This is a genomic window from Variovorax sp. GW821-FHT10B04 (assembly GCF_059415645.1).
On record NZ_JBWKNQ010000002.1, the window covers coordinates 185343 to 208606 of the forward strand.

General features: G+C 68.8%; 21 protein-coding genes. 10 read left to right on the forward strand and 11 right to left on the reverse strand.

Features of this window, described 5'->3' with window-relative positions:
- Positions 1 to 693: 693 nt before the first annotated feature.
- The 8 genes from AC07PZ_RS05960 to AC07PZ_RS05995 all read right to left on the reverse strand — a co-directional run bounded on the left by AC07PZ_RS05960 (position 694) and on the right by AC07PZ_RS05995 (position 7988).
- Positions 694 to 1635, reverse strand: coding sequence for a ParB/RepB/Spo0J family partition protein (locus AC07PZ_RS05960; protein WP_495294124.1), 942 nt, complete (start codon positions 1633 to 1635; stop codon positions 694 to 696).
- A 3-nt stretch (positions 1636 to 1638) separates the two neighbouring features.
- Positions 1639 to 2229, reverse strand: a complete 591-nt coding sequence (locus AC07PZ_RS05965) for an RBBP9/YdeN family alpha/beta hydrolase (RefSeq protein ID WP_495294125.1) — start codon at positions 2227 to 2229, stop codon at positions 1639 to 1641.
- Positions 2226 to 3089: a ParA family protein gene (locus tag AC07PZ_RS05970; protein ID WP_495294126.1), complete on the reverse strand. Its 864-nt coding sequence runs from the start codon at positions 3087 to 3089 to the stop codon at positions 2226 to 2228. The genes AC07PZ_RS05965 and AC07PZ_RS05970 overlap by 4 nt, the downstream gene beginning before the upstream one ends.
- Positions 3090 to 3096: 7 nt before the next feature.
- On the reverse strand, positions 3097 to 3711 hold the full coding sequence (locus AC07PZ_RS05975; RefSeq protein ID WP_495294127.1) for a LysE family transporter: 615 nt from the start codon (positions 3709 to 3711) through the stop codon (positions 3097 to 3099).
- Between the two features lie 71 nt (positions 3712 to 3782).
- On the reverse strand, positions 3783 to 4421 hold the full coding sequence (gene rsmG, locus AC07PZ_RS05980; RefSeq protein ID WP_495294128.1) for a 16S rRNA (guanine(527)-N(7))-methyltransferase RsmG: 639 nt from the start codon (positions 4419 to 4421) through the stop codon (positions 3783 to 3785).
- Positions 4418 to 6388 (reverse strand): tRNA uridine-5-carboxymethylaminomethyl(34) synthesis enzyme MnmG, encoded by a 1971-nt coding sequence (gene mnmG, locus AC07PZ_RS05985; RefSeq protein WP_495294129.1) that lies wholly within the window; start codon positions 6386 to 6388, stop codon positions 4418 to 4420. The genes rsmG and mnmG overlap by 4 nt, the downstream gene beginning before the upstream one ends.
- A gap of 167 nt (positions 6389 to 6555) precedes the next feature.
- On the reverse strand, positions 6556 to 7533 hold the full coding sequence (locus tag AC07PZ_RS05990) for a transglutaminase-like domain-containing protein (RefSeq protein WP_495294130.1): 978 nt from the start codon (positions 7531 to 7533) through the stop codon (positions 6556 to 6558).
- A 269-nt stretch (positions 7534 to 7802) separates the two neighbouring features.
- Entirely contained in the window at positions 7803 to 7988 is a 186-nt protein-coding gene (locus AC07PZ_RS05995; RefSeq protein ID WP_495294131.1) for a DUF1328 family protein, read from the reverse strand.
- 184 nt (positions 7989 to 8172) lie between these two features.
- Between AC07PZ_RS05995 and gstA the strand changes: the two genes are divergently transcribed.
- Positions 8173 to 8781, forward strand: a complete 609-nt coding sequence (gene gstA, locus AC07PZ_RS06000; protein WP_495294132.1) for a glutathione transferase GstA — start codon at positions 8173 to 8175, stop codon at positions 8779 to 8781.
- A 60-nt stretch (positions 8782 to 8841) separates the two neighbouring features.
- Here gstA and AC07PZ_RS06005 read toward each other — a convergent pair whose 3' ends face one another.
- Complete coding sequence (locus tag AC07PZ_RS06005; RefSeq protein ID WP_495294133.1) at positions 8842 to 10092, reverse strand: YbfB/YjiJ family MFS transporter; 1251 nt, start codon at positions 10090 to 10092, stop codon at positions 8842 to 8844.
- A 153-nt stretch (positions 10093 to 10245) separates the two neighbouring features.
- Between AC07PZ_RS06005 and AC07PZ_RS06010 the strand changes: the two genes are divergently transcribed.
- Together AC07PZ_RS06010 and AC07PZ_RS06015 are read left to right on the forward strand one after the other, a co-directional pair.
- Positions 10246 to 11349: an alkene reductase gene (locus tag AC07PZ_RS06010; RefSeq protein ID WP_495294134.1), complete on the forward strand. Its 1104-nt coding sequence runs from the start codon at positions 10246 to 10248 to the stop codon at positions 11347 to 11349.
- A 10-nt stretch (positions 11350 to 11359) separates the two neighbouring features.
- Positions 11360 to 11824: a GNAT family N-acetyltransferase gene (locus tag AC07PZ_RS06015; protein ID WP_495294135.1), complete on the forward strand. Its 465-nt coding sequence runs from the start codon at positions 11360 to 11362 to the stop codon at positions 11822 to 11824.
- 42 nt (positions 11825 to 11866) lie between these two features.
- Here AC07PZ_RS06015 and AC07PZ_RS06020 read toward each other — a convergent pair whose 3' ends face one another.
- Positions 11867 to 13267: a sensor histidine kinase gene (locus AC07PZ_RS06020; RefSeq protein ID WP_495294550.1), complete on the reverse strand. Its 1401-nt coding sequence runs from the start codon at positions 13265 to 13267 to the stop codon at positions 11867 to 11869.
- 2 nt (positions 13268 to 13269) lie between these two features.
- A complete protein-coding gene (locus AC07PZ_RS06025) occupies positions 13270 to 13959 on the reverse strand; it encodes a response regulator (RefSeq protein ID WP_495294136.1) in 690 nt (229 codons plus the stop codon).
- Between the two features lie 83 nt (positions 13960 to 14042).
- Here AC07PZ_RS06025 and AC07PZ_RS06030 point away from each other — a divergent pair, with 83 nt between their 5' ends.
- The 7 genes from AC07PZ_RS06030 to AC07PZ_RS06060 are packed head-to-tail and all read left to right on the forward strand — an operon-like array spanning position 14043 to position 23226.
- The gene (locus AC07PZ_RS06030; protein WP_495294137.1) at positions 14043 to 15377 is read left to right on the forward strand and encodes a TolC family protein; all 1335 of its coding nucleotides are present in this window, start codon (positions 14043 to 14045) and stop codon (positions 15375 to 15377) included.
- 5 nt (positions 15378 to 15382) lie between these two features.
- Positions 15383 to 16591, forward strand: coding sequence for an efflux RND transporter periplasmic adaptor subunit (locus AC07PZ_RS06035; protein ID WP_495294138.1), 1209 nt, complete (start codon positions 15383 to 15385; stop codon positions 16589 to 16591).
- A complete protein-coding gene (locus AC07PZ_RS06040) occupies positions 16588 to 19692 on the forward strand; it encodes an efflux RND transporter permease subunit (protein WP_495294139.1) in 3105 nt (1034 codons plus the stop codon). The genes AC07PZ_RS06035 and AC07PZ_RS06040 overlap by 4 nt, the downstream gene beginning before the upstream one ends.
- On the forward strand, positions 19689 to 20531 hold the full coding sequence (locus tag AC07PZ_RS06045; protein WP_495294140.1) for an alpha/beta hydrolase: 843 nt from the start codon (positions 19689 to 19691) through the stop codon (positions 20529 to 20531). The genes AC07PZ_RS06040 and AC07PZ_RS06045 overlap by 4 nt, the downstream gene beginning before the upstream one ends.
- A 39-nt stretch (positions 20532 to 20570) precedes the next feature.
- Entirely contained in the window at positions 20571 to 20855 is a 285-nt protein-coding gene (locus AC07PZ_RS06050) for a phosphopantetheine-binding protein (RefSeq protein ID WP_495294141.1), read from the forward strand.
- On the forward strand, positions 20852 to 22135 hold the full coding sequence (locus AC07PZ_RS06055; protein WP_495294142.1) for a beta-ketoacyl-[acyl-carrier-protein] synthase family protein: 1284 nt from the start codon (positions 20852 to 20854) through the stop codon (positions 22133 to 22135). Before AC07PZ_RS06050 ends, AC07PZ_RS06055 begins: the two co-directional genes overlap by 4 nt.
- A complete protein-coding gene (locus AC07PZ_RS06060; protein WP_495294143.1) occupies positions 22132 to 23226 on the forward strand; it encodes a DUF535 family protein in 1095 nt (364 codons plus the stop codon). The genes AC07PZ_RS06055 and AC07PZ_RS06060 overlap by 4 nt, the downstream gene beginning before the upstream one ends.
- Positions 23227 to 23264 lie beyond the last annotated feature (38 nt).

A 23264-nucleotide genomic window follows, 5' to 3' on the forward strand; every position in this document is an offset into this window, starting at 1 on the left:
TGCGGTTGCGGTTGCGGTTGCGGTTGCGGTTGCGGTTGCGGTTGCGGTTGCGGTTGCGGTTGCGGTTGCGGTTGCGGTTGCGGGGGAGGCGTCGGCGGATGGGATGCCTTTGGGCGGCAGACGTCTCCGGTCCTTCGGACTTCGCTGCTGCTCCTCGCGTCAGGCGGGGTCCGCGCAAACTCGCTTCGCTCAAACATGCGCGGCCCTTATCCGCCTGCCGCTGCGGTGCTCGCCGGAGCCTCAACAGCCGCCCAAAGGCATCCCACCCACCGACGCCCGACACGCCCGTTGCGTATCCGAAAGCCGAACACCCACCTGCGTTCGCTTCCAACGATGAGCTTTTGCGAACCATGGCGCAACCAAGACGCGCAGCGCTGGCTGTTCCCTTTGAGGTGCACACAACCGTCGAACACCCCCGAGCGCCCGGTATGCGGTGTGGGTCAGGCGATTCCCTTCTGCGCCGCTGAGGAGCGCAGCTTCAGGCGGATCAGGGCCGCAGCTGTTTGAGTGGAGGCGAAGCCGGAGCGAGTTCTGCGGACCCCGCCTGAAGCGAGCACCGCAAGGAAGCCCGAAGGGCCGGTGCAGCGGGTCGCCTGGCCCACACCGCATACCGGGCGCGTCCCACCAACGTCCACACGACCCGCCCACCCACGCCGAACGTCAGCCGTCAGCCGTCAGCCGTCAGCCGAAAGGCTAGCCGGCCGTCCCGCGAAGCCGCTCGATCAACCCGTTCAGTGCGTCGATCGACCCGAAATGGATCGCCAGCTCACCGCTTTGTTCGATCTTCCCGCCACGCTTGCTGCGCTTCTTGATCCGCACTTCCACTTCGGCGGTCAGCAGATCGGCGAGTTCTTCTTCCACCCGCTGCAGGTCCCGCGATTTTTCGGTGGCGCGGCGTGGCGTCGACACCGGGTTGTAATCGGCGGCCAACTTCTTGACCAACGCCTCGGTCTCGCGCACCGACAGCTTCTTGCCGGCGATCTGGTTTGCTGCCGTGATCTGCGTGGCCTTGTCCAGTGCCAGCAGCGCACGCGCGTGCCCCATATCGATGTCGCCCGCCATCAGCATCGCCTGCGCCGGCTCTGCCAGATTCAACAGTCGCAACAGATTGCTCGCCGCGCTGCGTGAACGTCCAACCGCCTGGGCAGCAGCTTCGTGAGTGAGCCCAAACTCAGCGACCAGGCGTTGAAGCCCTTGCGCTTCTTCCAGCGGATTCAGATCTTCGCGCTGGATGTTCTCGATCAGGGACATCGCCGCCGCAGCTTCGTTCGGCACGTCGCGCACCAGCACCGGCACGCTGTCCAGCCCGGCCAGCCGGGCTGCGCGGAAGCGGCGCTCGCCGGCGATGATCTCGAACTCGGCGTTCTTCGCAGCCGCCATGTCCGCATCGAGGCGGCGCACCAGGATCGGCTGCATGATGCCCTGCGCCTTGATGCTCTCGGCCAGTTCGTAGAGCGCGCCCTCGTCCATGCGCGTGCGCGGCTGGTAGACGCCAGCGACCATCTGGTCGAGCTTCAGCGTCGTCGGGTTCGGGATGACGAGGTCTTTCGCGCCGCCGGCGTCGGGACCGTTGAAGGTCGGACCCAGCAAGGCTTCGAGTCCGCGGCCGAGGCCCTTGGGTTTCTTGGTGGCCATCAGTCAGCTTTCTTTCAGGAGGTCGTTCAGCATGGCGCGGCCCTGAGGCCAGTCGCCCAGGCCGGATTCGCCATTGAGGTGGCCGCCGTCCGGCCCGGCGTCCACGAAGCGTGCACCCCAGTCACGGGCCATCTGGCGCGCACGTTCTGCGTCGCAATAAGGATCGTTGCCGGCGGCCACGAGCAGCGCAGGGAACGGCAGGCGCTGGCGGAAGATCGGCGCCCAGCCGGGGATCATCTGGCGCAGGTCGTCGCGCTCCAGATCACCCGGCGCGACCAGCAGCGCTGCCCGCACCTTCGCGGTGTTGAGCGAGTGCGCGGCCCAGGCGGCGACCAGCAGGCAGCCCAGGCTGTGCGCGACCAGCACGACCGGACGATCGGCGGCGAGCACTTCTTCTTCGAGCCGCATCGACCAGTCGCCGCGCAGCGGACGCAGCCAGTCGTGCTGCTCGACACGGTGATCGCCATACAGCGCTTCCCAGCGGCTTTGCCAATGCGCAGCCTCGCTGTTCAGCCAGCCGGGCAGCAGAAGGACACGCTGAGGGCTTTCGGGCGCCTTGCCCGCCGTCGGAGAAAGGGTCGGTTGGGCGTTCACAGCGCGCTGTCATGCGAGATGACGGCGGGCGGCGACAGATCGACCGGCGGTGGGGCCGACGGCACCGGCGGCGCCGTGCCCGTCAGCGCGCTGGCGGGCGGCATCTTGGCGACCAGCTCCTGCGCAAAGGCCACGAAGGCCTGGCTGCCCTTCGCCGCCGGGTCGAACACCACGCCGGGCAGGCCGTAACTCGGTGCCTCGGCCAGGCGCACGTTGCGCGGAATGACGGTGTCGAACACCTTCTCGCCGAAGTGCGCCTTGAGTTGATCGCTCACCTGCTGTTGCAGCGTGATGCGCGGATCGAACATCACGCGCAGCAGGCCGATGATCTGCAGATTCTTGTTGAGGTTGGCGTGCACCTGCTTGATCGTGTTGACGAGGTCGGTCAGGCCTTCAAGCGCAAAGTATTCGCACTGCATCGGCACGATCACGCCATGCGCCGCGCACAGGCCGTTCAGCGTGAGCATGCTGAGGCTGGGCGGGCAATCCATCAGGATGAAGTCGTATTCGGCGCCTACCGCCGCCAGGGCGGTGCGCAGGCGCTTCTCGCGGCGATCGAGCGCAACCATCTCGACCTCGGCGCCGGCGAGTTCGCGGTTGGCACCCAGCACGTCGTAGCCGCAGCGCTCGGCACGGACGCGGGCCTCGGCGACGGACGACGACTCCAGCAGCACGTCGTACACGGTGGTTTCAAGCTGACGCTTGTCGATGCCCGAACCCATGGTGGCATTGCCCTGCGGGTCCAGGTCGATCATCAGCACACGCTGGCCGACGGCGGCAAGGCCAGCGGCCAGATTGACGGTGGTGGTGGTCTTGCCGACGCCGCCCTTCTGGTTGGCGATACAGAAAATCTTGGCCATGGTGAGATCAGCGCGAAATCGCGAGCTTGGCGCCGAAGGCGATCAGGAACACGCCTGCGAGCTTTTCCAATGCACCGGAGATACGCGGATTGGCGCGCATTCGTTCCGCGAGAAAGTGGGTCAGCAAGGTCGCGGTGAGGCCGTAGAGAAAGGTCAGGAAGGCGATGGTCATGGCCATCACACCGAAGGTCTTCATGCCCTGATGGTGGACCGGATCGATGAACAGCGGAAAGAAGGCCATGTAGAACACGATGGCCTTCGGGTTCAGCAAGGTGATCGTGAAGGCCTGGCGCAGGTACTGGCGCGGATGGATGTTCAATATCGGCGCATCGCCCGGCTTGGCACGCAGCATCTTGAGGCCGAGCCATGCCAGGTACACGGCGCCCAGCCACTGAACGGCCTTGAAGGCTGCAGGATAGGCCGCCAGCACGGCAGCCACGCCACCCACGGCCGCCCACATCAGCACCTGGTCACCCAGGATCAGGCCCAGGGTTGCGGCGAGCCCACCCCGGATGCCGCCCTTGCCCGTGGACGTGATCAAGGCCAGGTTTCCCGGACCCGGAATCAGGAGAAACAGAACGATGGCGGCGACGAACGCGCCGTAGTCAGCGATGCCGAACATGTGGGATGTGCCTGAGATGGGAGAGCGTCGAGTCTAAGCGAGGGTCATTGCCACGAGCACTTTCCACCGATTCAGCTGACTGTTTTGCGCGCCCAGACAATGCAACGATCGGCGTCCAGACCTGGAACCTGCAGTTGTTCCACGTGAAACACACCCACGCCCGCGGGCAGTTGAGCCAGCTCATCGGCCGGCAGCTTGCCCTTCATCGCCAGCCAGACGCCGTCTGCCGCCAGCAGCTGCGACGAGCCGTTGTAGAAGTCCGGCAGCGACGCGAACGCCCGGCAGCTGATCACGTCGTAAGCCCCTGTCAGGGCTTCCACGCGTGCATGCACGCCGCGCAAGTTGGCCAACGCCAATTCGGCTGCCACCTGCTGCACGAACGCGGCCTTCTTGGCGACGGCGTCCAGACAGCTGACTTCGATGTCGGCGCGCAGGATCGCAATCACGACGCCCGGCAAGCCGGCGCCGGCGCCCACGTCCAACAGCTTTGCACTGCCCGGCCGTTCACGCTGCAGCGGCGCAATCACCGAAAGGCTGTCCAGCAAATGGTGCGTGAGCACCGAAGCCGGGTCGCGCAACGCTGTCAGGTTGTAGACCTTGTTCCACTTCAGGATGAGTGCGCCATAGGCCGCCAGACGTTCGCATTGGCGATCGTCGAGCGTCAGCCCGAGTTCGGCGGCGCCTTGGCGCAGTGCGGTGGAATCGATCATTCGGTAGTCTGGGCAGCGTTGGCATGTTCCACCGCCGGATCCGCGGCCTCGCGCGAAAAGGCGCGGTGACCGCCCTTGCGCAGATGCACCATCAGCAGGGAAATGGCAGCGGGGGTGACACCGGAAATGCGAGATGCCAGGCCAAGCGTCTCCGGCCGATGACGCGCCAGCTTCTGACGCACCTCGAAGCTCAAGGCGGTGACCTGACCGTAGTCGAAATCGTCGGGCAGCTTGAGATTCTCGAAGTGCGATGCCCGCTGGACTTCGTCGTGCTGACGATCGATGTAGCCCGAGTACTTGGCTGCAATCTCCAGCTGTTCAATTTCGGCCGCGCCCAGGGCAACGCCACTGTCGTACTTGCCGCCGTCGAGCGACATCAAGGCCGCGTAGCTCACATCCGGCCGGCGCAGCAGATCGCCGAGGTTGTACTCACGCTCGATCGCCTTGCCCAGGACACGCTCGGACTCCGAGGCGGGCAGGCTGCGCGGATTCACCCAGGTCGACTTCAGGCGCTCTGTTTCACGTGAAACAACGTCTCGCTTCCGAGAGAAAGCGTCCCACTGCGCGTCGCTGACCAAGCCTAGCTTGCGCCCTGCTTCAGTCAAGCGCATGTCGGCGTTGTCCTCGCGCAGCTGCAAACGGAACTCGGCCCGGCTCGTGAACATGCGGTACGGCTCGGTCACGCCCTTCGTGATCAGATCGTCGACGAGAACGCCCAGGTAGGCCTCGTCGCGCCGCGGCAGCCACGGGCCGTCACCGCGACATTGCAGCGCTGCGTTGATGCCCGCGAACATGCCTTGCGCAGCCGCCTCTTCATAGCCCGTCGTTCCATTGATCTGGCCCGCAAAGAAGAGGCCCTGGATGGCGCGCGTCTCGAAGCTGCTCTTGAGCTCGCGCGGATCGAAGTAGTCGTACTCGATCGCGTAGCCGGGCCGAAGGATGTGCGCGTTCTCCAGCCCCACCATCGACCGCACCAGCTGGTACTGGATGTCGAAAGGCAGGCTGGTGGAAATACCGTTCGGGTAGTACTCGTTGGTCGTCAGGCCCTCGGGCTCCAGGAAGATCTGGTGGCTTTCCTTGTCGGCGAAGCGATTGATCTTGTCCTCCACGCTGGGGCAATAGCGCGGGCCGATGCCGTCGATCTTGCCGGTGAACATCGGACTGCGGTCGAAGCCCGAACGGATGATTTCGTGCGTACGCGCATTGGTGTTGGTGACCCAGCAAGGCATCTGCTGCGGATGCATGTCGGCGCGGCCCATGAAACTGAAGACCGGCATCACGTCGGCCGTACCGCCAGGCATGCCGTCACCAGGCTGCTCGACGCACTTCGAGAAGTCGATGGTTCGGCCATCGAGCCGCGGTGGCGTGCCGGTCTTCAAGCGGCCCTGCGGTAACTTGAGCTCCTTGAGCCGTGCGGACAGGCTCACCGCCGGCGGATCGCCCGCCCTGCCCGCCTGGTAGTTGTCCAGGCCGACGTGGATCCGGCCGTCGAGAAAGGTGCCCGCCGTCAGCACCACGGTGCGCGCGCGGAAGGAAATGCCCACCTGCGTGATCGCGCCGACCACCCGATCGCCGTCGATCATCAGATCGTCGACGGCCTGCTGGAACAGCGACAGATTCGGCTGGTTCTCCAGCCGGCGCCGGATCGCCGCCTTGTAGAGCACGCGGTCGGCCTGTGCGCGCGTCGCACGAACGGCCGGGCCCTTGCTCGAATTGAGGATTCGGAACTGGATGCCCGCCTCGTCCGTGGCGATGGCCATCGCACCGCCCATCGCGTCGACCTCGCGGACCAGATGGCCCTTGCCGATGCCGCCGATGGACGGGTTGCAGCTCATCTGACCGAGCGTCTCGATGTTGTGGCTCAGGAGCAGCGTCTTCGCGCCCATTCGTGCGGAGGCGAGTGCAGCTTCGGTGCCGGCATGGCCGCCGCCGACGACGATCACGTCGAATTCTTCTGGATAAAGCATGGGGAGGAGGCGCACTTTTCGCGTGCGCAGCGCTGACTCTGCTGGAGAGGGGGCGCTGATTTTAATCCGCCGCTCCTACCACGGAACACGTGAGGGCATCCGCAGCCGCGGCTGAAAAGAAGGCAAGCGCTTATCGCAGAAGCGCTCTCGCTATCAATTGAATAGCGTCAACCAGCGCTGACGGCAACGTCGTGCGCCGCTCCCAGCGCAGGGTCGGCACGCCCCACTCGGCCCGCATCGGCCACCTCGGCATCCGCATCCGGGGCCTGCGCCATCAGCTGCGTCACCGGCACCGGTTTCTCGATACCCACGACCAGCCCGGTGGCCTTGGGTTCGACCTGCGGCGTGGCCGACTCGTCCTGGTACTCGCGCACGGTGATCGCCTTGTTCGTCATGCGCACCGGCCCGAAGATCGTGCAGAACGCCACATCCTTGGCGTCGCGCCCGGTGCCCACCCGCACCAGCCGGTCGACCGGCGCCATGCGGGTCGCGTCGAACAGCACCCATTGGCCACCGATCCAGGCCTCGAACACCGCATGGAAGTCCTGCGGCGGCTCCTCGAAATACACGTAGCCCACCACCAGCCGCGCCGGTATGTTGAGCGCCCGGCAGAAGGTGATGCCCAGATGCGCGAAATCGCGGCACACCCCGGCCCGCTGCACGAACACCTCGCGGGCGGTCGTGGTCGACTCGCTGCTGCCCGGCTCGTAGGTGATGCTGTCGTGGATCCAGTCGACGATCGCCTGGACCCGCCCGATGCCCTGCGGCAGATCGCCGAAGAGCTGCTGGGCGGCACGCGCCATGACGTCCGATTCGCAGTACCGGGTCGGCATCATGTAATGGAGGATCTCGCTCGGCACCTCGTTGACAGGCACTTCGGGAAGATCGGGCGCCACGCTCGCAAACGAGCGTTGGACGCTCGCCCGATAGCGGATCGTCAGCGGCCCTGGCGCGGCGTCGAAGCGGATGAAGCGGTTGCCGCTGTTCTCGTCGCAGAAGGCCTGCATCGGCACAGGCGGTTCCAGAACGAGGTCTTCGCTGATCAATGCCTGCGCACCGCTGCGCGCGGCCTCGATGTTGAGCAGCAGGTGCGACGGTGCCGCAACCTCGTAAGAGAGCACCGTGTCGATATGGGAAAAATGCACAGCGCCTTCTGCGCCATGCGCGCAGCCTCTGAAAGGGATCGATGAAGAAGATCAGGCTGCGGCGAACGCGCACGCCTGTGGAAGATGCAGACAGGCGGCATGGGATGCCGCCGAAGAAGCAGGAACCGGCCCGCCCCGACGCCCTCTTCGCTCAGGCAATTGCCAGTGCGACTGCGTGACGTGCAGCACCCGCATCACACGGTGCGCGGGCGACTGCAGCAACACGCCGAGCGGGCGCACACGGGGCCAGCGAGCCTCGAGCCGGGTCATCAGTCGATGGCCTTTCGCACCGCGCCCACGCCCAGCGCAGCCAGCACCAGGAACACGACGGCCAGAACCAGGAACAGCCCGAACAGGATCTTGGCAATACCGGCCGCACCAGCCGCCACGCCGCCGAAACCCAGCGCGCCGGCAACGATCGACACGATGGCAAAAATAATCGCGTACTTCAACATCACGCATCTCCTTGAAACGGCACATCGCCGCAATGGAACAGAGCTTAAAAAGCTGCCCCCGGCGTCCGGATAGTCGGCGCGCCCAAGCAGCCGTAGGACAAAAACGCCGCGCGAACCGGCTAGCATCCGCGTGCGATCCGTTCCTTTAAAACCCGTCACAGACATCCCTTCGGAGCCCGACACCATGAAGCTGTATTACTCCCCTGGCGCCTGCTCGCTGTCGCCCCACATCGCGCTGCACGAAGCCGGCATCGCCTTCGAGGCCGTGCTCGCCAGCACCAAGACCCACAAGCTGCTGGACGGCACGGACTACTACGGCATCAACCCGCTGGGCTACGTGCCGCTGCTCGAACTCGACGACGGCACGCTGCTGCGCGAAGGCCCGGCCATCGTGCAGTACATCGCCGACCAGGCGCCGCTGAAGAACCTGGCACCCGCCAACGGCACGCTCGCGCGCTACCGCCTGCAGGAGTGGCTGACCTTCATCGGCACCGAGCTGCACAAGGGCTTCAGCCCGCTGTTCAACCCGGCGATGCCCGACGAGGCCAAGACCATTTCGCGCACCCGCCTGCTGTCGCGCTACACCTGGCTCGACAAGGAACTCGCCGGCAAGGACTTCGTGATGGGCGAGCACTTCAGCGTCGCCGACGGTTACCTCTTCACGGTGACCAACTGGGCCAAGGCGATGAAATTCGACATGTCGGCCTTCCCCAACGTGCTCGCCTGGCATGACCGCGTCGGCGCCCGTCCGGCCGTTCAGGCTGCCTTGAAGGCCGAGAGCGCAACCCGATAAACGCCACGTAAGCCTGCGCACACTTCTGGCGCAGCTGCAGCCGTTTCGACGATCGGGTGATCAGGTCGGGCTCAATGGCTGCTGGCGCGCCGCCAGGAGCGCGCCCGCCCACAGCGCCAGTGCGGACGCCACCAGTCCGCGCGCCAGCCCGCCCGGGCCGTCCGAGATCCAGCCGGTCGCGGTCGGCCCGACGATCTGCCCCAGTGCGAAGGCGATCGTGAAGGCGCTGATGCCCGTCGCCCATCGCGCAGGCGGCAGGTTGTGCCGCACCAGCGCCGTGGTCGACGCCACCACGGACAGGAAGACCCCGCCGAACAGCAGCCCCGAAGCCAGCGCGACGGGCCAGGCATGGCTCAGCACCGGCAGCAAGGTCGCGACGCCCAGCAGCGCATTCAACACGGCCTGCGGCCTGCCGCCACGGTGCCGATCGAGCAGGCCGGCCCAGAGGCGCGACGAGGCGACGACGGCCAGGCCCAGCAGCGCATAGAACCAGGTGATGCCGACGCCGCTCGCGCCCTGCTCCCGCAGCAGCGCGATCACGAAGGTCATGTAGCCGATGTACCCCGCACCGAACAGCGCATAGCCCGTCAGCGCCCAGCCGAAACGCCGGATCGGCGCACCTGCCGGCGCGACCGCCGTGGCCGCACCGGCAGCCGTCGGCGCAGCCGCGGACTCCGGCCCGGACCGGAGCCCTCGTGCCGCCAGCGCGAGCCAGGCCGTCGCCAATCCGCTGGCGATGGCCAAGGCCCACCAGGCCCATGCCCACCCGTGCAGCCGGCCTTCCGCGGCATGCAGCACCTGCGGCACCAGCAACGCCGACAGCAGGATTCCGAAACCCGTGCCGCCGTAGTACACGCCCAGCAGGAAGCCCATGCGGGACGGATGCTGTGCACCCAGCCGTGCGGCCAGCAGCCCGCCCGCGACGAACACCCAGGCGCTCGCCACGCCCGCCAGCAAGCGCTGCAGCAGCAACGAAGGCGCAGCGCTGAAGAAACCACTGGCGGCCATGAACAGACTCGCGAGCAACGCACCCACGACCAGCAGCCGCGTCGGCCCGACCCGCCGCATCAGCGCGGGTGTCATGAGGGCGCCGAGCAGATAGCCGGCCGCGTTCGCCGTGTTCATGCCGCCGGCGAGCGTGTAGCTCCAGTCCAGGTCGGCGCGCATCGGCGGCAGCAGCAGCCCGTACGCGAAACGCGTGATGCCCAGCGAGATCGCCGCACCCATCGACAGCCCGAGTGCCAGGCCGAAAACCCGCCATGGCGAGTCCTGCGGCACAGCGGAGGAAGACGGGGAAAGCGGTTTCGTCATGCGCAGCCATTCTCGCGCAGGCAGGCATCGGCTGCCTCGGGCCGCACCCGCGCCGGCACCTAGCAAAACTTCGACAACCTTGCGACAGCAGGTTTGTGCAGCGGCGCTTAGGCTTGCCCACCCTTGACCCTCCAATCTCACCGAGAAACACCGATGCCCACCCTCTTCGACCCCGTCCAAGCCGGCGACCTGCAGCTTGCCAACCGCATCGTCATGGCGCCGCTCACGCGCAACCGCTCGCCGAACGCCGTGCCGCCGGCCATCGCAGCCACCTACTACGCCCAACGCGCCAGCGCCGGCCTGCTGATCAGCGAAGCCACCGCCATCAGCCACCAGGGCCAGGGTTATGCCGACGTGCCCGGCCTGTACGGCACCGAGCAGCTCGATGCCTGGAAGCACGTGACCGACGCCGTGCATGCCGCCGGCGGCAAGATCGTCACGCAGCTCTGGCACGTCGGCCGCGTCTCGCACACCAGCCTGCAACCGGACGGCGGCGCACCGGTTGCGCCTTCGGCCATCGCGGCCAACACCAAGACCGTGCTGATCGAGAACGGCGCGGCGACCTTCGTCGAGACCTCGAAGCCACGCGCGCTCGATGCCGGCGAACTGCCGGGCATCGTCCACACCTACGCCGCCGCCGCACGCAACGCGGTCGAGACCGCGGGCTTCGACGGCGTGGAAATCCATGGCGCCAACGGCTATCTGCTCGACCAGTTCCTGAAGACCGGCAGCAACCAGCGCACCGACGACTACGGCGGCAGCATCGAGAACCGGGCCCGCCTGCTGCTCGAGGTGACGCGTGCCGTGGTCGACGCCATCGGCGGCGGCAAGACCGGCATCCGGCTGTCGCCCGTGACGCCCGCCAACGACGTGAACGACCCCGACGCGCAGGCGCTGTTCACCTACGTCGTGCGCCAGCTCGCGACGCTGAACCTGGCCTACCTGCACATCATCGAAGGCGCCACCGGCGGCCCGCGCGAGATCGCCGATCGCCCGTTCGACTACGAAGCGCTGAAGGCCGCCTACCGCACGGCCGGTGGCCGCGGTGCCTGGATGGTGAACAACGGCTACGACAAGCCGATGGCCGAAACCGCCGTGGGCGAAGGCGACGACCTGGTCGCCTTCGGCCGCCCGTTCATCTCGAACCCGGACCTGGTGCGCCGCATTCGCGAAGGTGCCGCCTTCGCACCCATCGACAAGGCGACGATGTACGGTGGCGGCGCCAAGGGCTACACCGACTACCCGACGCTGGGCTGAGCCCGCTGCCATGGCCGCGTTGCCGATCCGGCTCGCCCATGCCGCCGATGCGCCGGGCGTCGCGCGCTGCGTGTCCGATGCCTTCGTGCACTACATCGATCGCCTGGGCCGCACGCCCAGGCCGATGCAGGCGGACTTCCCTGCGCTGATCCGCGCGGAGCAGGTCTGGGTGGTGGCCGACGGCGACGCGATCGCCGGCGCGCTGGTGCTCGACCCGCAGCATGAAGGCGGCTTCTACGTCGACACCGTGGCGGTCTCGCCCTCGCACCAGGGCACCGGCCTCGGCCGTGCGCTGCTGCACTTCGCGGAAGACATGGCGGCACGCGCCGGCCATGCGTCGATCCATCTCGTGACCAACGCGAAGATGACCGAGAACCAGCGGCTGTACCCCTACCTGGGCTATGTCGAGACCGGCCGCGGCATCACCGAAGGCTACGACCGCGTGTTCTACCGGAAGACCTTCGCCAACGGCTGAGGCCGCTGCGCACCGCCCCCGCCACCAGCAGCGCGGGACGGCTCAATGCCGCGGCAGCACGACCTGCGCGCGCAGACCGCCTTCGGGCCCCGCGGCGTCCAGCGTGAGTTCGGAGCCGAGCAGTTGCGCATAACGCGCGACGATCGCCAGGCCCAGCCCGGCACCCTGCCCCAGCTTCTGCCCGTCCGGCCCCTGCGCCCAGCGCGCCAGCAGGTCGTGCCGCTGCGCTTCCGTGATGCCCGGCCCATCGTCGACCACGGCCAGCGTGCTGCCGCCACCGGACAGCTCGATCGTGATCGTATGGCCGCCGTAGCGCAGCGCGTTGTCGATCAGGTTGTCCAGGATGCCTTCGACCAGCGCCGCGTTCGCCAGCACGGTGAAGTCGGCTTCGTCCTCCAGCCCGCGCGCGCCCAGGTCGACGCTGCGCGCATCGGCGCGCGCGAGATGGCGCAGCACCGCCTCGCCGACCAGCGCGTCGAGTTTCACGGGTGTGCGCTGCAGCACGGCCTCGGCCTCGTCGGCCAGCGCGAGCGCCAGCAGCTGGTCCACCAGATGGCTGGCGCGCGCCTGGCTGGTCGCGATGCGCACCAGTTGCTGGCGCCACACGTCGGGCTCGCCGTTCGCCAGACCGTAGTCGGCCAGCGCGCGGATGCCGGCCAGCGGCGTGCGCAACTCGTGCGCCACGTTGCCTGCGAACTGGCGCTGCGCTCGCACGCTGCGGTCGAGCCGGCCGAACAGCGCGTTCACGGCGGTGCCCAGGCTTTGCAGCTCGCGCGCGGTATGCGGCACCGGCACCGGCGACAGATCGCTCGCGTCGCGCCGGTCCAGCGTGTTCTGCAACTGGTTCAGCGGCGCCAGATCGCGCGCGATGCCGCGCCAGAGCCAGCCCGCCAGCAGCAGCATGAGCACCGTCTGCGGCAGCGTCGCGTAGACCAGCAGCCGGCTCAGCAGCGCCGTGCGCGTGCGCGTGGTCTGCGCCACCACCACCTGGTAAGGCTCGTTGTCGAGCTCGACGTGCAGCGCCACCGCCCGCAGCGCCTTGCCCTGGTAGGTCACGTCCGAGAAGCGATAGACCATGCTCTCGGTCGGCGAGGCCGGATGCAGCCCCGCATGGCCGGACAGCAGCGAGCCGTCGGGCCGAAGGACCGCGAAGAACACCGACTCGGTCTGGTCGAACAGCACCGCGGTGACTTCACGCGGCGTCAGCAGCAACTGCACGCGGCCGCTCTCGTCGGCCCGCACGTTGACCGAGATCGAATAGGCGTCGTCCAGCATCGCGCGGTCGAAGGCCTGCTGCGTGAAGTAGTTGGCGACGATCATCGTGACCACGCTGCCGGCCAGCCAGGTCAGCGTGAGCGGCAGCATCACGTGCCGCAGCACGCGGGCGCGCAACGACGGGATGGGCCGGCGCGGCGCGTCTCCCGCCGGCTCCGCCGGCGCCACGCTCACGCCTCGGCTTCCAGCAGGTAGCCGATGCCGCGCAGCGTGCGGATGCTGGCCCCGCTGCCGGCCAGCTTCTTGCGCAGCCGCGAGATGAAGGCTTCGAGCGCGTTGTCGCCGAGCGACTCGTCGAAGCTCGACAGCTTGTCCGACAGCGTCCGCTTGCTCACCGCATGGCCGGCCGGGCTCATCAGCTCCCAGAGCACCTCGAACTCGCGCGCCGGCAGGTCGAGCGGCGCGGTGCCGACCGAAAAGCGCCGCGCCTTGCGATCGAGCTTGAGCTGTCCCAGCATCGCGACGTCGTCGGTGCCCTGGGCACGCCGCACCAGCGCGCGCAAGCGGGCCTCGACCTCGGCCAGATCGAAGGGCTTGCCGAGGTAGTCGTCGGCGCCCGCATCGAGTCCGGCGATGCGTTCCTCGGTGCGGTCGCGCGCCGTCAGCACCAGCACCGGCGTGCGGTCGCCGCGGCCACGCGCCTGGCGCAGCGCCGTCAGCCCGCTGCCGATGCCGCTGGTCGGGCTGGCGGTGGACGGCAGGTTGAGATCGAGCAGCACCGCATCGAAGGGCTGCACGCGCCAGAGGTAATCGGCATCGGCCACGCTCGCCGCGACGTCGACGCGGTGGCCCGCATCGGCCAGGCTGCGCCGCATCACGTCGCTCAGGACGGCATCGTCTTCGACCAGGAGGATTCGCATGTGCCAAGGCTATCAGCACCGGCCTTGACCCCACAAGCGGTCCGTCAGTGATCGGTCAGTACGCGGCGTCGATAAACGGCGCCATGACTTCTGGCACCCGGGCCGCACGCATGGCCTTGCTCACCACCGCCGCCCTGGCTGCGGGGCTGGCCTGCGCCCAGGCATCGGTGCCGGCCGGCGCCCGTGTCCTCACGCTGGCCGAGGTGCTGCAGGCTGCGAGCGACAGCACCGAGGTGGCCATCGCACGCCAGTCCGTGCGGGCCGCCGAAGCCGACGTGCAGGCGGCCGACCACGCGCCCGCGCCCGTGCTGTCGACCAAGCTGAGTTCGATCGACCTGCAGAACGGCATCGGCGCCGGCGCACCGGGACGCAAGCGCATCGACACGGCGCTCGGCATCGACTGGACCTGGGAGCGCGGTGGCAAGCGCGTGGCACGCACGCAGACGGCGCAACGCGCCGCCGAAGCCGCGCAGGGCGACCTGGACGAGACGCGGGTGCAGCAATTGATCGCCGCGGGCAGCGCCTTCTACGACCTGCTGGCGGCGCAGGATCGGCTGCAGGAAGTCGGCGAGATCGAACGCAGCGCGGCACAGCTGTCGGCCAGCGCACAGCGGCGCGTGCAGGCCGGCGACCTGCCGGCACAGGACGCATCGCGCGTGCAGATCGAAGCCGAGCGCAGCCGCGTCGACACCCGCGCAGCGCAGCTCGAGCGCGACCGGGCACAGCTCGCGCTGGCCCAGGTGCTCGGCCCGGCAGCGCAAGCCTCGACCGGCAAGCCGCTCGCGAGCGCGACGGCCGACCCGGCCGCCTGGAACGCCACGCCCATTGCATCCGCTGCCTCCGTTGCAACAGCCGCACCGGCCGGCGATGCCGACATCGACGCGCTGGTCGAATCGCGGGCCGACGTGCGGGCCGCCGCAGCCCGCGTGGCGGCAGCCGAAGCCGCGCTGGCCACCGCCGAAGCGCAACGCAGCGCGGACGTGACGCTCGGCGTGTCGCTCGACCACTATCCCGGCACCTCGAACCGGCTGCTCGAAGTCCGCGCCAGCATGCCGCTGAACTGGGGTTATCGCTTCGACGGCGAGATCGGCCGCGCACAGGCGCAGCTGATGCAGTCGCAGGACCTGCTGGCCAAGGCCAGGCTCGACGCCCGGCTCGACCTGCAGCGCCTGCGCACCGAAGCCGACATCCAGGCACGCCGCTGGCAGGCCTTCGACGCCGACATCCTGTCGCGCGCCCGCCAGGTGGCCGACAGCGCCGAACTCGCCTACCGCAAGGGCGCGATGTCGCTGTCGGACCTGCTCGATGCGCGCCGCACGCTGCGCGCCACCCAGCTCGACGCCATCGCCGCACGGGCCGACCACGCCAAGGCCGCGCTCGCCTGGCGCCTGCGCACCCAAGCCCTCGCCACCCCATGACCGCCATGCCGCACCCCATCCCCTGCACCCGTGCGTCGCTGCACGCCCTTGCCCTGGTCATGGCCGTGGTCAGCCTCGGCCTGCTCGGCGCCTGCACCGACCGCAGCGCCGTCGCCGCGGTGCAGGCCGAGGCACCCGCGCCCAGCGTGCAGGGCAACCAGATCCGCTACGCGCCCAACCACCCGCAGCTCGCGATGCTCGGCGTCACGGCCGCCGTGCCGAGCCACGCGCTGCGCGTGGAACTGCCTGCGCGGCTGGTCTGGAACGAGGAGCGCACACAGCGCCTCTACCCGGCCTTCGCAGGCCGCGTGAGCGCGATCGAAGCCGACGTCGGCAGCCGCGTGAAGCGCGGCAGCGCGCTCGCCCAGATCGCATCGCCGGACTTCGGCATCGCACAGGCCGACACCGCCAAGGCACAGGCCGATGCCCGCCTGAGCAGCGCCAACCTGCAACGCCAGCGCGAGCTGTTCGAGGCCGGCATCGTCGCGCGCAAGGACCTGGAGCAGGCCGAGGCCGACGCCGCGCGCGCCCGTGCCGAGGTCGCACGCGCCGGCGCGCGCACCGCGATGTACGGCGGTGCCAAGGGTGGTGTCGACCAACGGCTGGCCATCGTCTCGGGCATCGATGGCGTGGTGGTCGAACGCAACCTCAACCCCGGCCAGGAACTGCGGCCCGAGCAGTCGGGTGTCGGCGTGCCGGCGCTGTTCGTGCTGAGCGACCCGACCTCGCTGTGGGTGCAGATCGACGCGCGCGAATCGGAAGTCGGCACCCTGCAGCCGGGCACCGTCTTCACGCTGACCGCGCCCGGCCTGCCGGGCCAGACCTTCGAAGGCCGCGTGACCGCCGCCGCGGACTACATCGATCCGCTGAGCCGGACCATCAAGGTCCGCGGCGTGGTCGCCAACCCCGACCGCCGGCTCAAGGCCGAGATGATCGCGACGGCCCAGTTCGAGCGCTCGCCCGGCAACGGCGTCACGGTGCCGGCCTCGGCCGTGCTGCTGCGTGGCGCACGCCATTCGGTGCTGGTGCAGGTCGAGCCCGGCGTGTTCGAACCGCGCGAAGTGCAGATCGGCTGGTCGGGTTCGCGCGAAGTCATGATCTCGCGCGGCCTCGCCGTGGGCGAACAGGTCGTGAGCGACAACACGCTGCTGCTGGCCCGCCAGCTGCGGCTGGCGCAGGACGTGGCCGTGGCCACCACCGACGGCAAGCCATGAAGCGGCTGATCCATTACGCGCTGCACCAGCCGCTCATCATCGTGCTGGGCACGCTGCTGTTCGCGCTGGCCGGCGTGATCGCGTTCAAGAACCTGTCCGTCGAGGCGTTTCCCGACGTGACCGACACGCAGGTCACGATCATCGCGCTGTACCCCGGCCGCGCGGCGGAAGAGGTCGAGAAGCAGGTCACGCTGCCGATCGAAGTCGCGCTGTCGGGCCTGCCGGATTCGATCCGCGTGTTCTCGCACACGCAGTTCGGCCTGTCGTACACGGTGGTCACCTATGGCGACAAGGCCGAGGTCAACCTGGTGCGCCAGCAGGTCGCCGAACGGCTGCGCGGCATCGACCTGCCGCCGGGCGTCGAGGCCGACATCGCGCCCAACGCCACGCCGGTCGGCGAAATCATGCGTTACCGCGTGCGCGGCGACGGCAAGAACACCACCGACCTGCGCACCATCGAGGACTGGACCGTGGAACGCGCCTTGCGCCAGGTGCCGGGCGTGGCCGACGTGGTCGCGATGGGCGGCGCCATCAAGCAGTACGAAGTGCAGCCCGATCTCGACAAGCTGCGAGCCTACAAGCTCACCTTCCAGAACCTGCTCGATGCGCTGGGCCGCGGCAATTCGAACGCGGGCGGCAGCTATGTCGCCCAGGGCGCGCAGCAGTATGCGATCCGCGGGCTCGGCCTGCTGCAGTCGGCCGACGACATCGGGCGCATCGTGGTGTCGGCACGCGGCACCACGCCCGTGCTGATCCAGGACGTGGCCCAGGTGCAGATCGGCGCGGTGCCGCGGCTCGGCGTGAACGGCCAGGACGACGACGACGACGTGGTCACCGGCATCGTCGTGATGCGCAAGGGCGAGAACCCGAGCGTGGTGCTCAAGGGCGTCAAGGACAGGATCGCCGAACTCAATGCGCGCGGCCTGCCGCAGGGCGTGCAGATCGTGCCTTTCTACGACCGCACCTGGCTCATGGCCAAGACGCTGTCGACCGTGTTCCGCAACCTGGTCGAAGGTGCGCTGCTGGTGTCGCTGGTGCTGTACCTGTTCCTGTCGAACATGCGCGCCAGCCTCGCGGTGGTGGTGGTGATACCGCTCGCGCTGCTGGCGACCTTCCTCGGGCTCAAGGTGATGGGCGTGCCGGCCAACCTGCTGAGCCTGGGTGCGATGGACTTCGGGATCATCGTGGACGGCGCGGTGATCGTGGTGGAGAACATCCTGCACCGACTCGCCGAGAAGGGCGAGAACATGCCCGACGAAGAGCGCCGCACGACCATCATCGAGGCGGCCAACGAAGTCGGCCGGCCGACGCTGTTCTCGATGCTGATCATCATCGCGGCGCACATCCCGATCTTCGCGCTGCAGCGCCACGAAGGCCGCATCTTCCAGCCGATGGCGCTGTCGGTGTCGACCGCGCTGGTGGGCTCGCTGATCTTCTCGCTCACGCTGGTACCGCTGCTCGCCTACTGGCTGCTGCGCCGCAAGCTGCCGCACGGCGACAACCGCGTGGTGCTGCGCGCCAAGGCGATCTACGCACCGGTGCTCGACTGGGCGCTGGACCACCGCCGGCAGGTGGTCGGCATCGCGCTCGCGGTGTTCGCGCTCGCGCTGGGCGCCGCCTCGCGGCTGGGCTCGGAGTTCCTGCCCGAGCTCGACGAAGGCAGCATCTGGGTCAACCTGCGGCTGCCTTCCAGCGTGTCGATGGACGAGGCCACGCGCATCCTGCGCAACGTGCGCCACGCGCTGCATACCGTGCCCGAAGTGCGCACCGTCGTGAGCAAGGCCGGCCAGCCGGAAGACGGCACCGACCCGAAGACCATCAGCATGGCCGAGATCTTCGTGGACGTGAAACCGGCCGAGGAATGGCGCAAGGGCCTGAGCAAGGAACAGCTGATCGACGACATGGACAAGGCCGTGTCGGCGATCCCCGGCATGGAGCCCGCGTTCTCTCAGCCGATCCGCGACAACGTGCTGGAGTCGATCTCGCAGATCGACGGCCAGATCGTCATCAAGATCGCGGGCGACGACCTGGCCGTGCTGCGGCGCCTGACCGAGTCGATCGAACGCGAGATCAAGGAAGTGCCTGGCGTGTACCGCGCCGAGATCGACCGGCTGGGCGACCTGCCGCAGCTGGTGATCGACATCGACCGCGCACGCGCCGCACGCTACGGCCTGAACGTCGGCGACATCCAGGACGTGGTGGAAGCCGCGCTCGGCGGCAAGACCGCCACCACGCTGTGGGAAGGCGAGCGCAAGTTCGCGGTGGCCGTGCGGCTGCCCGAGGAGCGCCGCGCCATCGCCACGCTGGGCAGCACGCCGATCGCCACGCCCGACGGCAACTACACCACGCTGGGTGCGGTCGCCAACATCCGCGAGACCAGCGGCGCGATGAACATCGCCCGCGAGGCCGGCCGCCGCACCATGGCCATCGGCATCTTCATCAAGGACCGCGACATGGGCTCGGTGGTGAAGGACATGCAGGCGCGCGTGGCCGCGAAGATCGCGCTGCCCGCCGGCTATGCGGTCAACTGGTCGGGCGAATTCGAGAACCAGGAACGCGCGATGTCACGGCTCGCGGTGGTCGTACCGATCTCGCTGCTGCTGATCTTCGTGCTGCTGTTCGACGCCTTCAAGTCGCTCAAGATGGCCGCGCTGATCCTGGTCAACGTGCCGCTCGCGCTGATCGGCGGCTTCATCGCGCTGTGGGTCTTCGGCATTCCGCTGTCGGTGTCGGCGGCGATCGGCTTCATCGCACTGTCGGGCCAGGCCGTGCTGAACGGCGTGGTCATGCTGTCGGTGTTCCAGCAGCTGCGCCAGCAGGGCCGCAGCGTGATCGACGCCGTGCGCGAAGGTTCGATGCAGCGCCTGCGCACCGTGCTGATGACCGCCATGCTCGCGGCGCTCGGCCTGCTGCCGATGGCGTTGTCGCACGAGATCGGCGCCGAGACGCAACGTCCGCTGGCCATCGTCGTGATCGGCGGCCTGGTGACGGCCACGCTGCTCACGCTGGTGGTGCTGCCCGCGCTGTACGTCGCCTGGTTCGCGCCGAAGCGCACGGGCGCTGGCGCGGTCGAGCTGCCGGCGCAGGAGGCCACGGTATGAGCTCACGCCACCCGACACCCGAAGCGCTGCGCGTCGACCAGTCGGCCGCCGCCCGCACCGCCGTCGTGCTGCTGCACGGCCTGTGCAGCACGCCCGACGAACTGCGCTCGGTCGACACCGCACTCCGCACGCTGGGCTACACCGTGCAGGCGCTGGCGATCGAGGGCTATTCCTTCGACGCGAGCACCGAACTGCAGGTCGCCGCGCCGTGGGTCGAATGGATCGACACCATCGAGCGCCGCGTCGATGCACTGCGCCTGGCACACGACCGCGTGCTGCTGATCGGCATCTCGGCGGGTGCATCGCTCGCGCTGGGCGCTGCCATCCGCTGCGGCGAACGCATCGACGCGCTGCTGCTGATGTCGACCGCACTGCGCTACGACGGCTGGGCCGTGCCGCGCACCCAGTGGCTGCTGCCGCTGGCGCTCTACACACCGCTTGGCCGCTTCTGGCGCTACCGCGAGCGCCCGCCCTATGGCGTGAAGAACGAGCGCGTGCGCGCCTGGATCGAGCGCGAGCTGCGCACGCGCCGGATCTCCAGCGCCGGCAGCTCGGTGATCGGCATCGGCCATCTGCGCGAACACGACCGGCTGTTGCGCCACGTGCGCCGCAACCTCGGCCGCGTGCAGTGCGCCAACGTGCTCGCGCTGCATGCGCGCGAAGACGAGGTCGCGAGCCTCGAGAACGTCGCGCTGCTCGCGCGCGGGCTCGGCTGCGGCGCGTTCCGCAGCGTCATCCTGAGCAACAGCTTTCACATGATCACGATCGACAACGACCGCCAGCAGGTGGTTCGCGAGACCGTGGTATTCGCCGCTGCCATTGCGCACGGCACCGCCTGAAGGCGCGGTCCGCCTTCGTCTTGTTTTTACGGGGACACCATGAACTCACTCACCTTCAACAGCGTTGCCGCCATCCTGGAACACGAATTCCATCTCAAGCCCGAACAGATCGAACCGAGTGCGGCGCTGACCGATCTCGGCCTCGATTCGCTCGCGCTGATGGAATTCGTCTTTGCCGTCGAGGACGCGTTCCGCCTGCGCATCCCGGAAGAACGGCTCGACCCGCGCGAAGCCGGCATCACGCTGCAGCGCCTGTGCACCGTGATCGACGAGATGCAGGCCAGCTCGGGGACGGCATCGGCCACGATGCTGGCAGGCGCATGAGAGACCCGTTCGGCAGCGCCGGTGTCGCCACCGCGCACCGCGGCACGCCGGTCGCGCACGCTGCACGCATCGCCGTCACCGGGCTCGGACTGGTCACGCCGCTCGGCCGTTCGCTGGCCGACTTCGACGAAGCGCTGTTCGCGGGCCGCTCGGCGGTCACGCCCTACACGCTGACGATCGGCACGCTGGAGCCGATGACGATGGCCATCGCGGCCTGCGACTTCGACGACAGCGAACGCAGCAGTTCGCGCCTGCCGCTGGACCGCGGCACCGCGATGGCACTGGCCGCCGCGCGCGACGCGGTCGCGCAGGCCGGGCTGGCCGACGCGGCACTCGACGGTGACCGCATCGGCGTGTACTGGGGCAGCGGCATGGCGGGTTCGTCCAGCTTCGACGCGACGGCGCGCGGGCTCTATGCCGACAACCGCCGCGTGCGCCCGACCACGGTGCTCACGACCATGCCCAACGCTGCGGCGGCCGAACTGGCCCTGCTGTTCGGTGCGCGTGGCGCGGCATTGAGCTTCGCCTGCGCCTGCGCCTCGTCGGCGGTGGCCATCGGCGAGGCGATGCGCGCCATCCGCGGCGGCTGGCTCGACGTGGCGATCGTCGGCGGGCATGAGGCGATGCTGACGGCGGGCACGATGGCCAGCTGGCACGCCATGCGCGTGATGGCACCGCCACCGGCCGATGCGCCGTCCAGCGCCTGCCGGCCGTTCTCGGCCGATCGCGCCGGCTTCGCGCTGGGCGAAGGCGCGGGCGCACTGGTCATCGAGTCGGAGGCGCATGCACGCGCGCGCGGCGCCGCCGCGGCCTTCACGCTGAGCGGCTACGCAACCAACTGCGACAGCGTGCACATGACCAACCCGGACGCGTCCGGCCAGGTCCGTGCGATGCGCGCCGCGCTGAAGGACGCCGGCCTGCAGCCGGAAGACATCGGCTACGTCAATGCCCACGGCACCGCGACCGGCGCGGGCGATGCGGCCGAGGCCGCGTCGGTGCACGAGGTCTTCGGCGACCGCGTGCCGGTGAGCTCGACCAAGGCGATCCACGGGCACCTGCTCGGCGGCGGCGGCGCGGTCGAACTGATCGCATCGATGCGCGCGCTCGCGCACGAATCGCTGCCGCCGACCGCGAACCTGCAGACGCCCGACCCGGCCTTCGCGCTCGACCTGGTGCGCGGCGAAGCGCGTGCGGCGCCCGGCATTCGCCACGTGCTGTCGAACTCCTTCGCCTTCGGCGGGACCAACGCCGTGCTCATCGCCAGCAAGGTCGCCGCATGATCCATCACATCGTCGGCAGCACGCTGGTCCAGGGCATGGTCATCACGCTGCAGGGCATCGCGCTGGCCAGCGTGGCGGCGCGCCAGCTCGGCGCGCACGAACCGCGGCGCCGCCTCGAGACCATCGCCAACATGCTGCTGTTCGCGGCCATGCATCCGCGCGCGACCCTGCGCTGGCTGCGCTACCTCGAGCACCCAACGCTGAAGACGCTGGTGCAGCAACAGCCGCACCTGCTGGACAAGCCGCGCCGGCTCTACCTCAACAGCCGCTGGACGCCCGACGAGCGCGTCCAGGCGCTCATGACACACTACCGCTGGATGGCCGAGCACCTGCGGCCCGACATCGTCGAAGCGCTCTACGCCGGCCAGCCGCTGAAGCTGTGCGACATCGCCACGCGCGGCGACACGCACCGGGCCAGCCTGTGGCTCGACCACGCGCGCCTGCAGATGCGCGAAGGCGAACTTGCATTGCAGCTGCGTGCCGCAACCACCGAGGCCATGCCGGGCGACGGCCTGGCACCGGTGCTCGCCACGCTGTCCTTCAGCGTGGTGGACGGCAGCGGCCGGCCGAACTTCAGCATCGGCTGCGTGCAAGGTCCGCGGCAGGCCGGGCTTCCGGAATTCAAGGCGCTGACGAAGGCCATGAACGGGCTGCGGCCGAAAGCCTTGCTGGTGCTGGCGGCACAGACCTGCGCGATGCGCTGGGACCTCGACGTGCGCGGCATCGCGTCCACCGCCCATCCGCTCACCGACAAGCGCTACCGCCGCCGCAACCCACTGCGGCATGCGGCCGCCGAGAACATCCACGCAGCCTACGGAACGCTGTGGCGCGAGAGCGGCGGCGCCGACGCCGATGCCGACGGCTGGGTGCAATTGCCGGCAACGCCGACGGTCAAGTCGCGCGACGAAGTCGAGAGCGCCAAGCGCAGCCTCTACGAACGGCGCGGCGTCCTGCTGGCGCGGCTCGATGCCGACCTCGCGCAGGCGCTGCAGAACATCGCACCCGGGCACGCCGAGGTGCGCAACGCAGCGGCCGCGCCGCTCGCAGCCAACGCCGACTGGCACGCCGCGCACGACGCCACGGCCGCCTGAGCCAGCGCCGCTTTCCGACCGCAACGGCACGCAAGCCA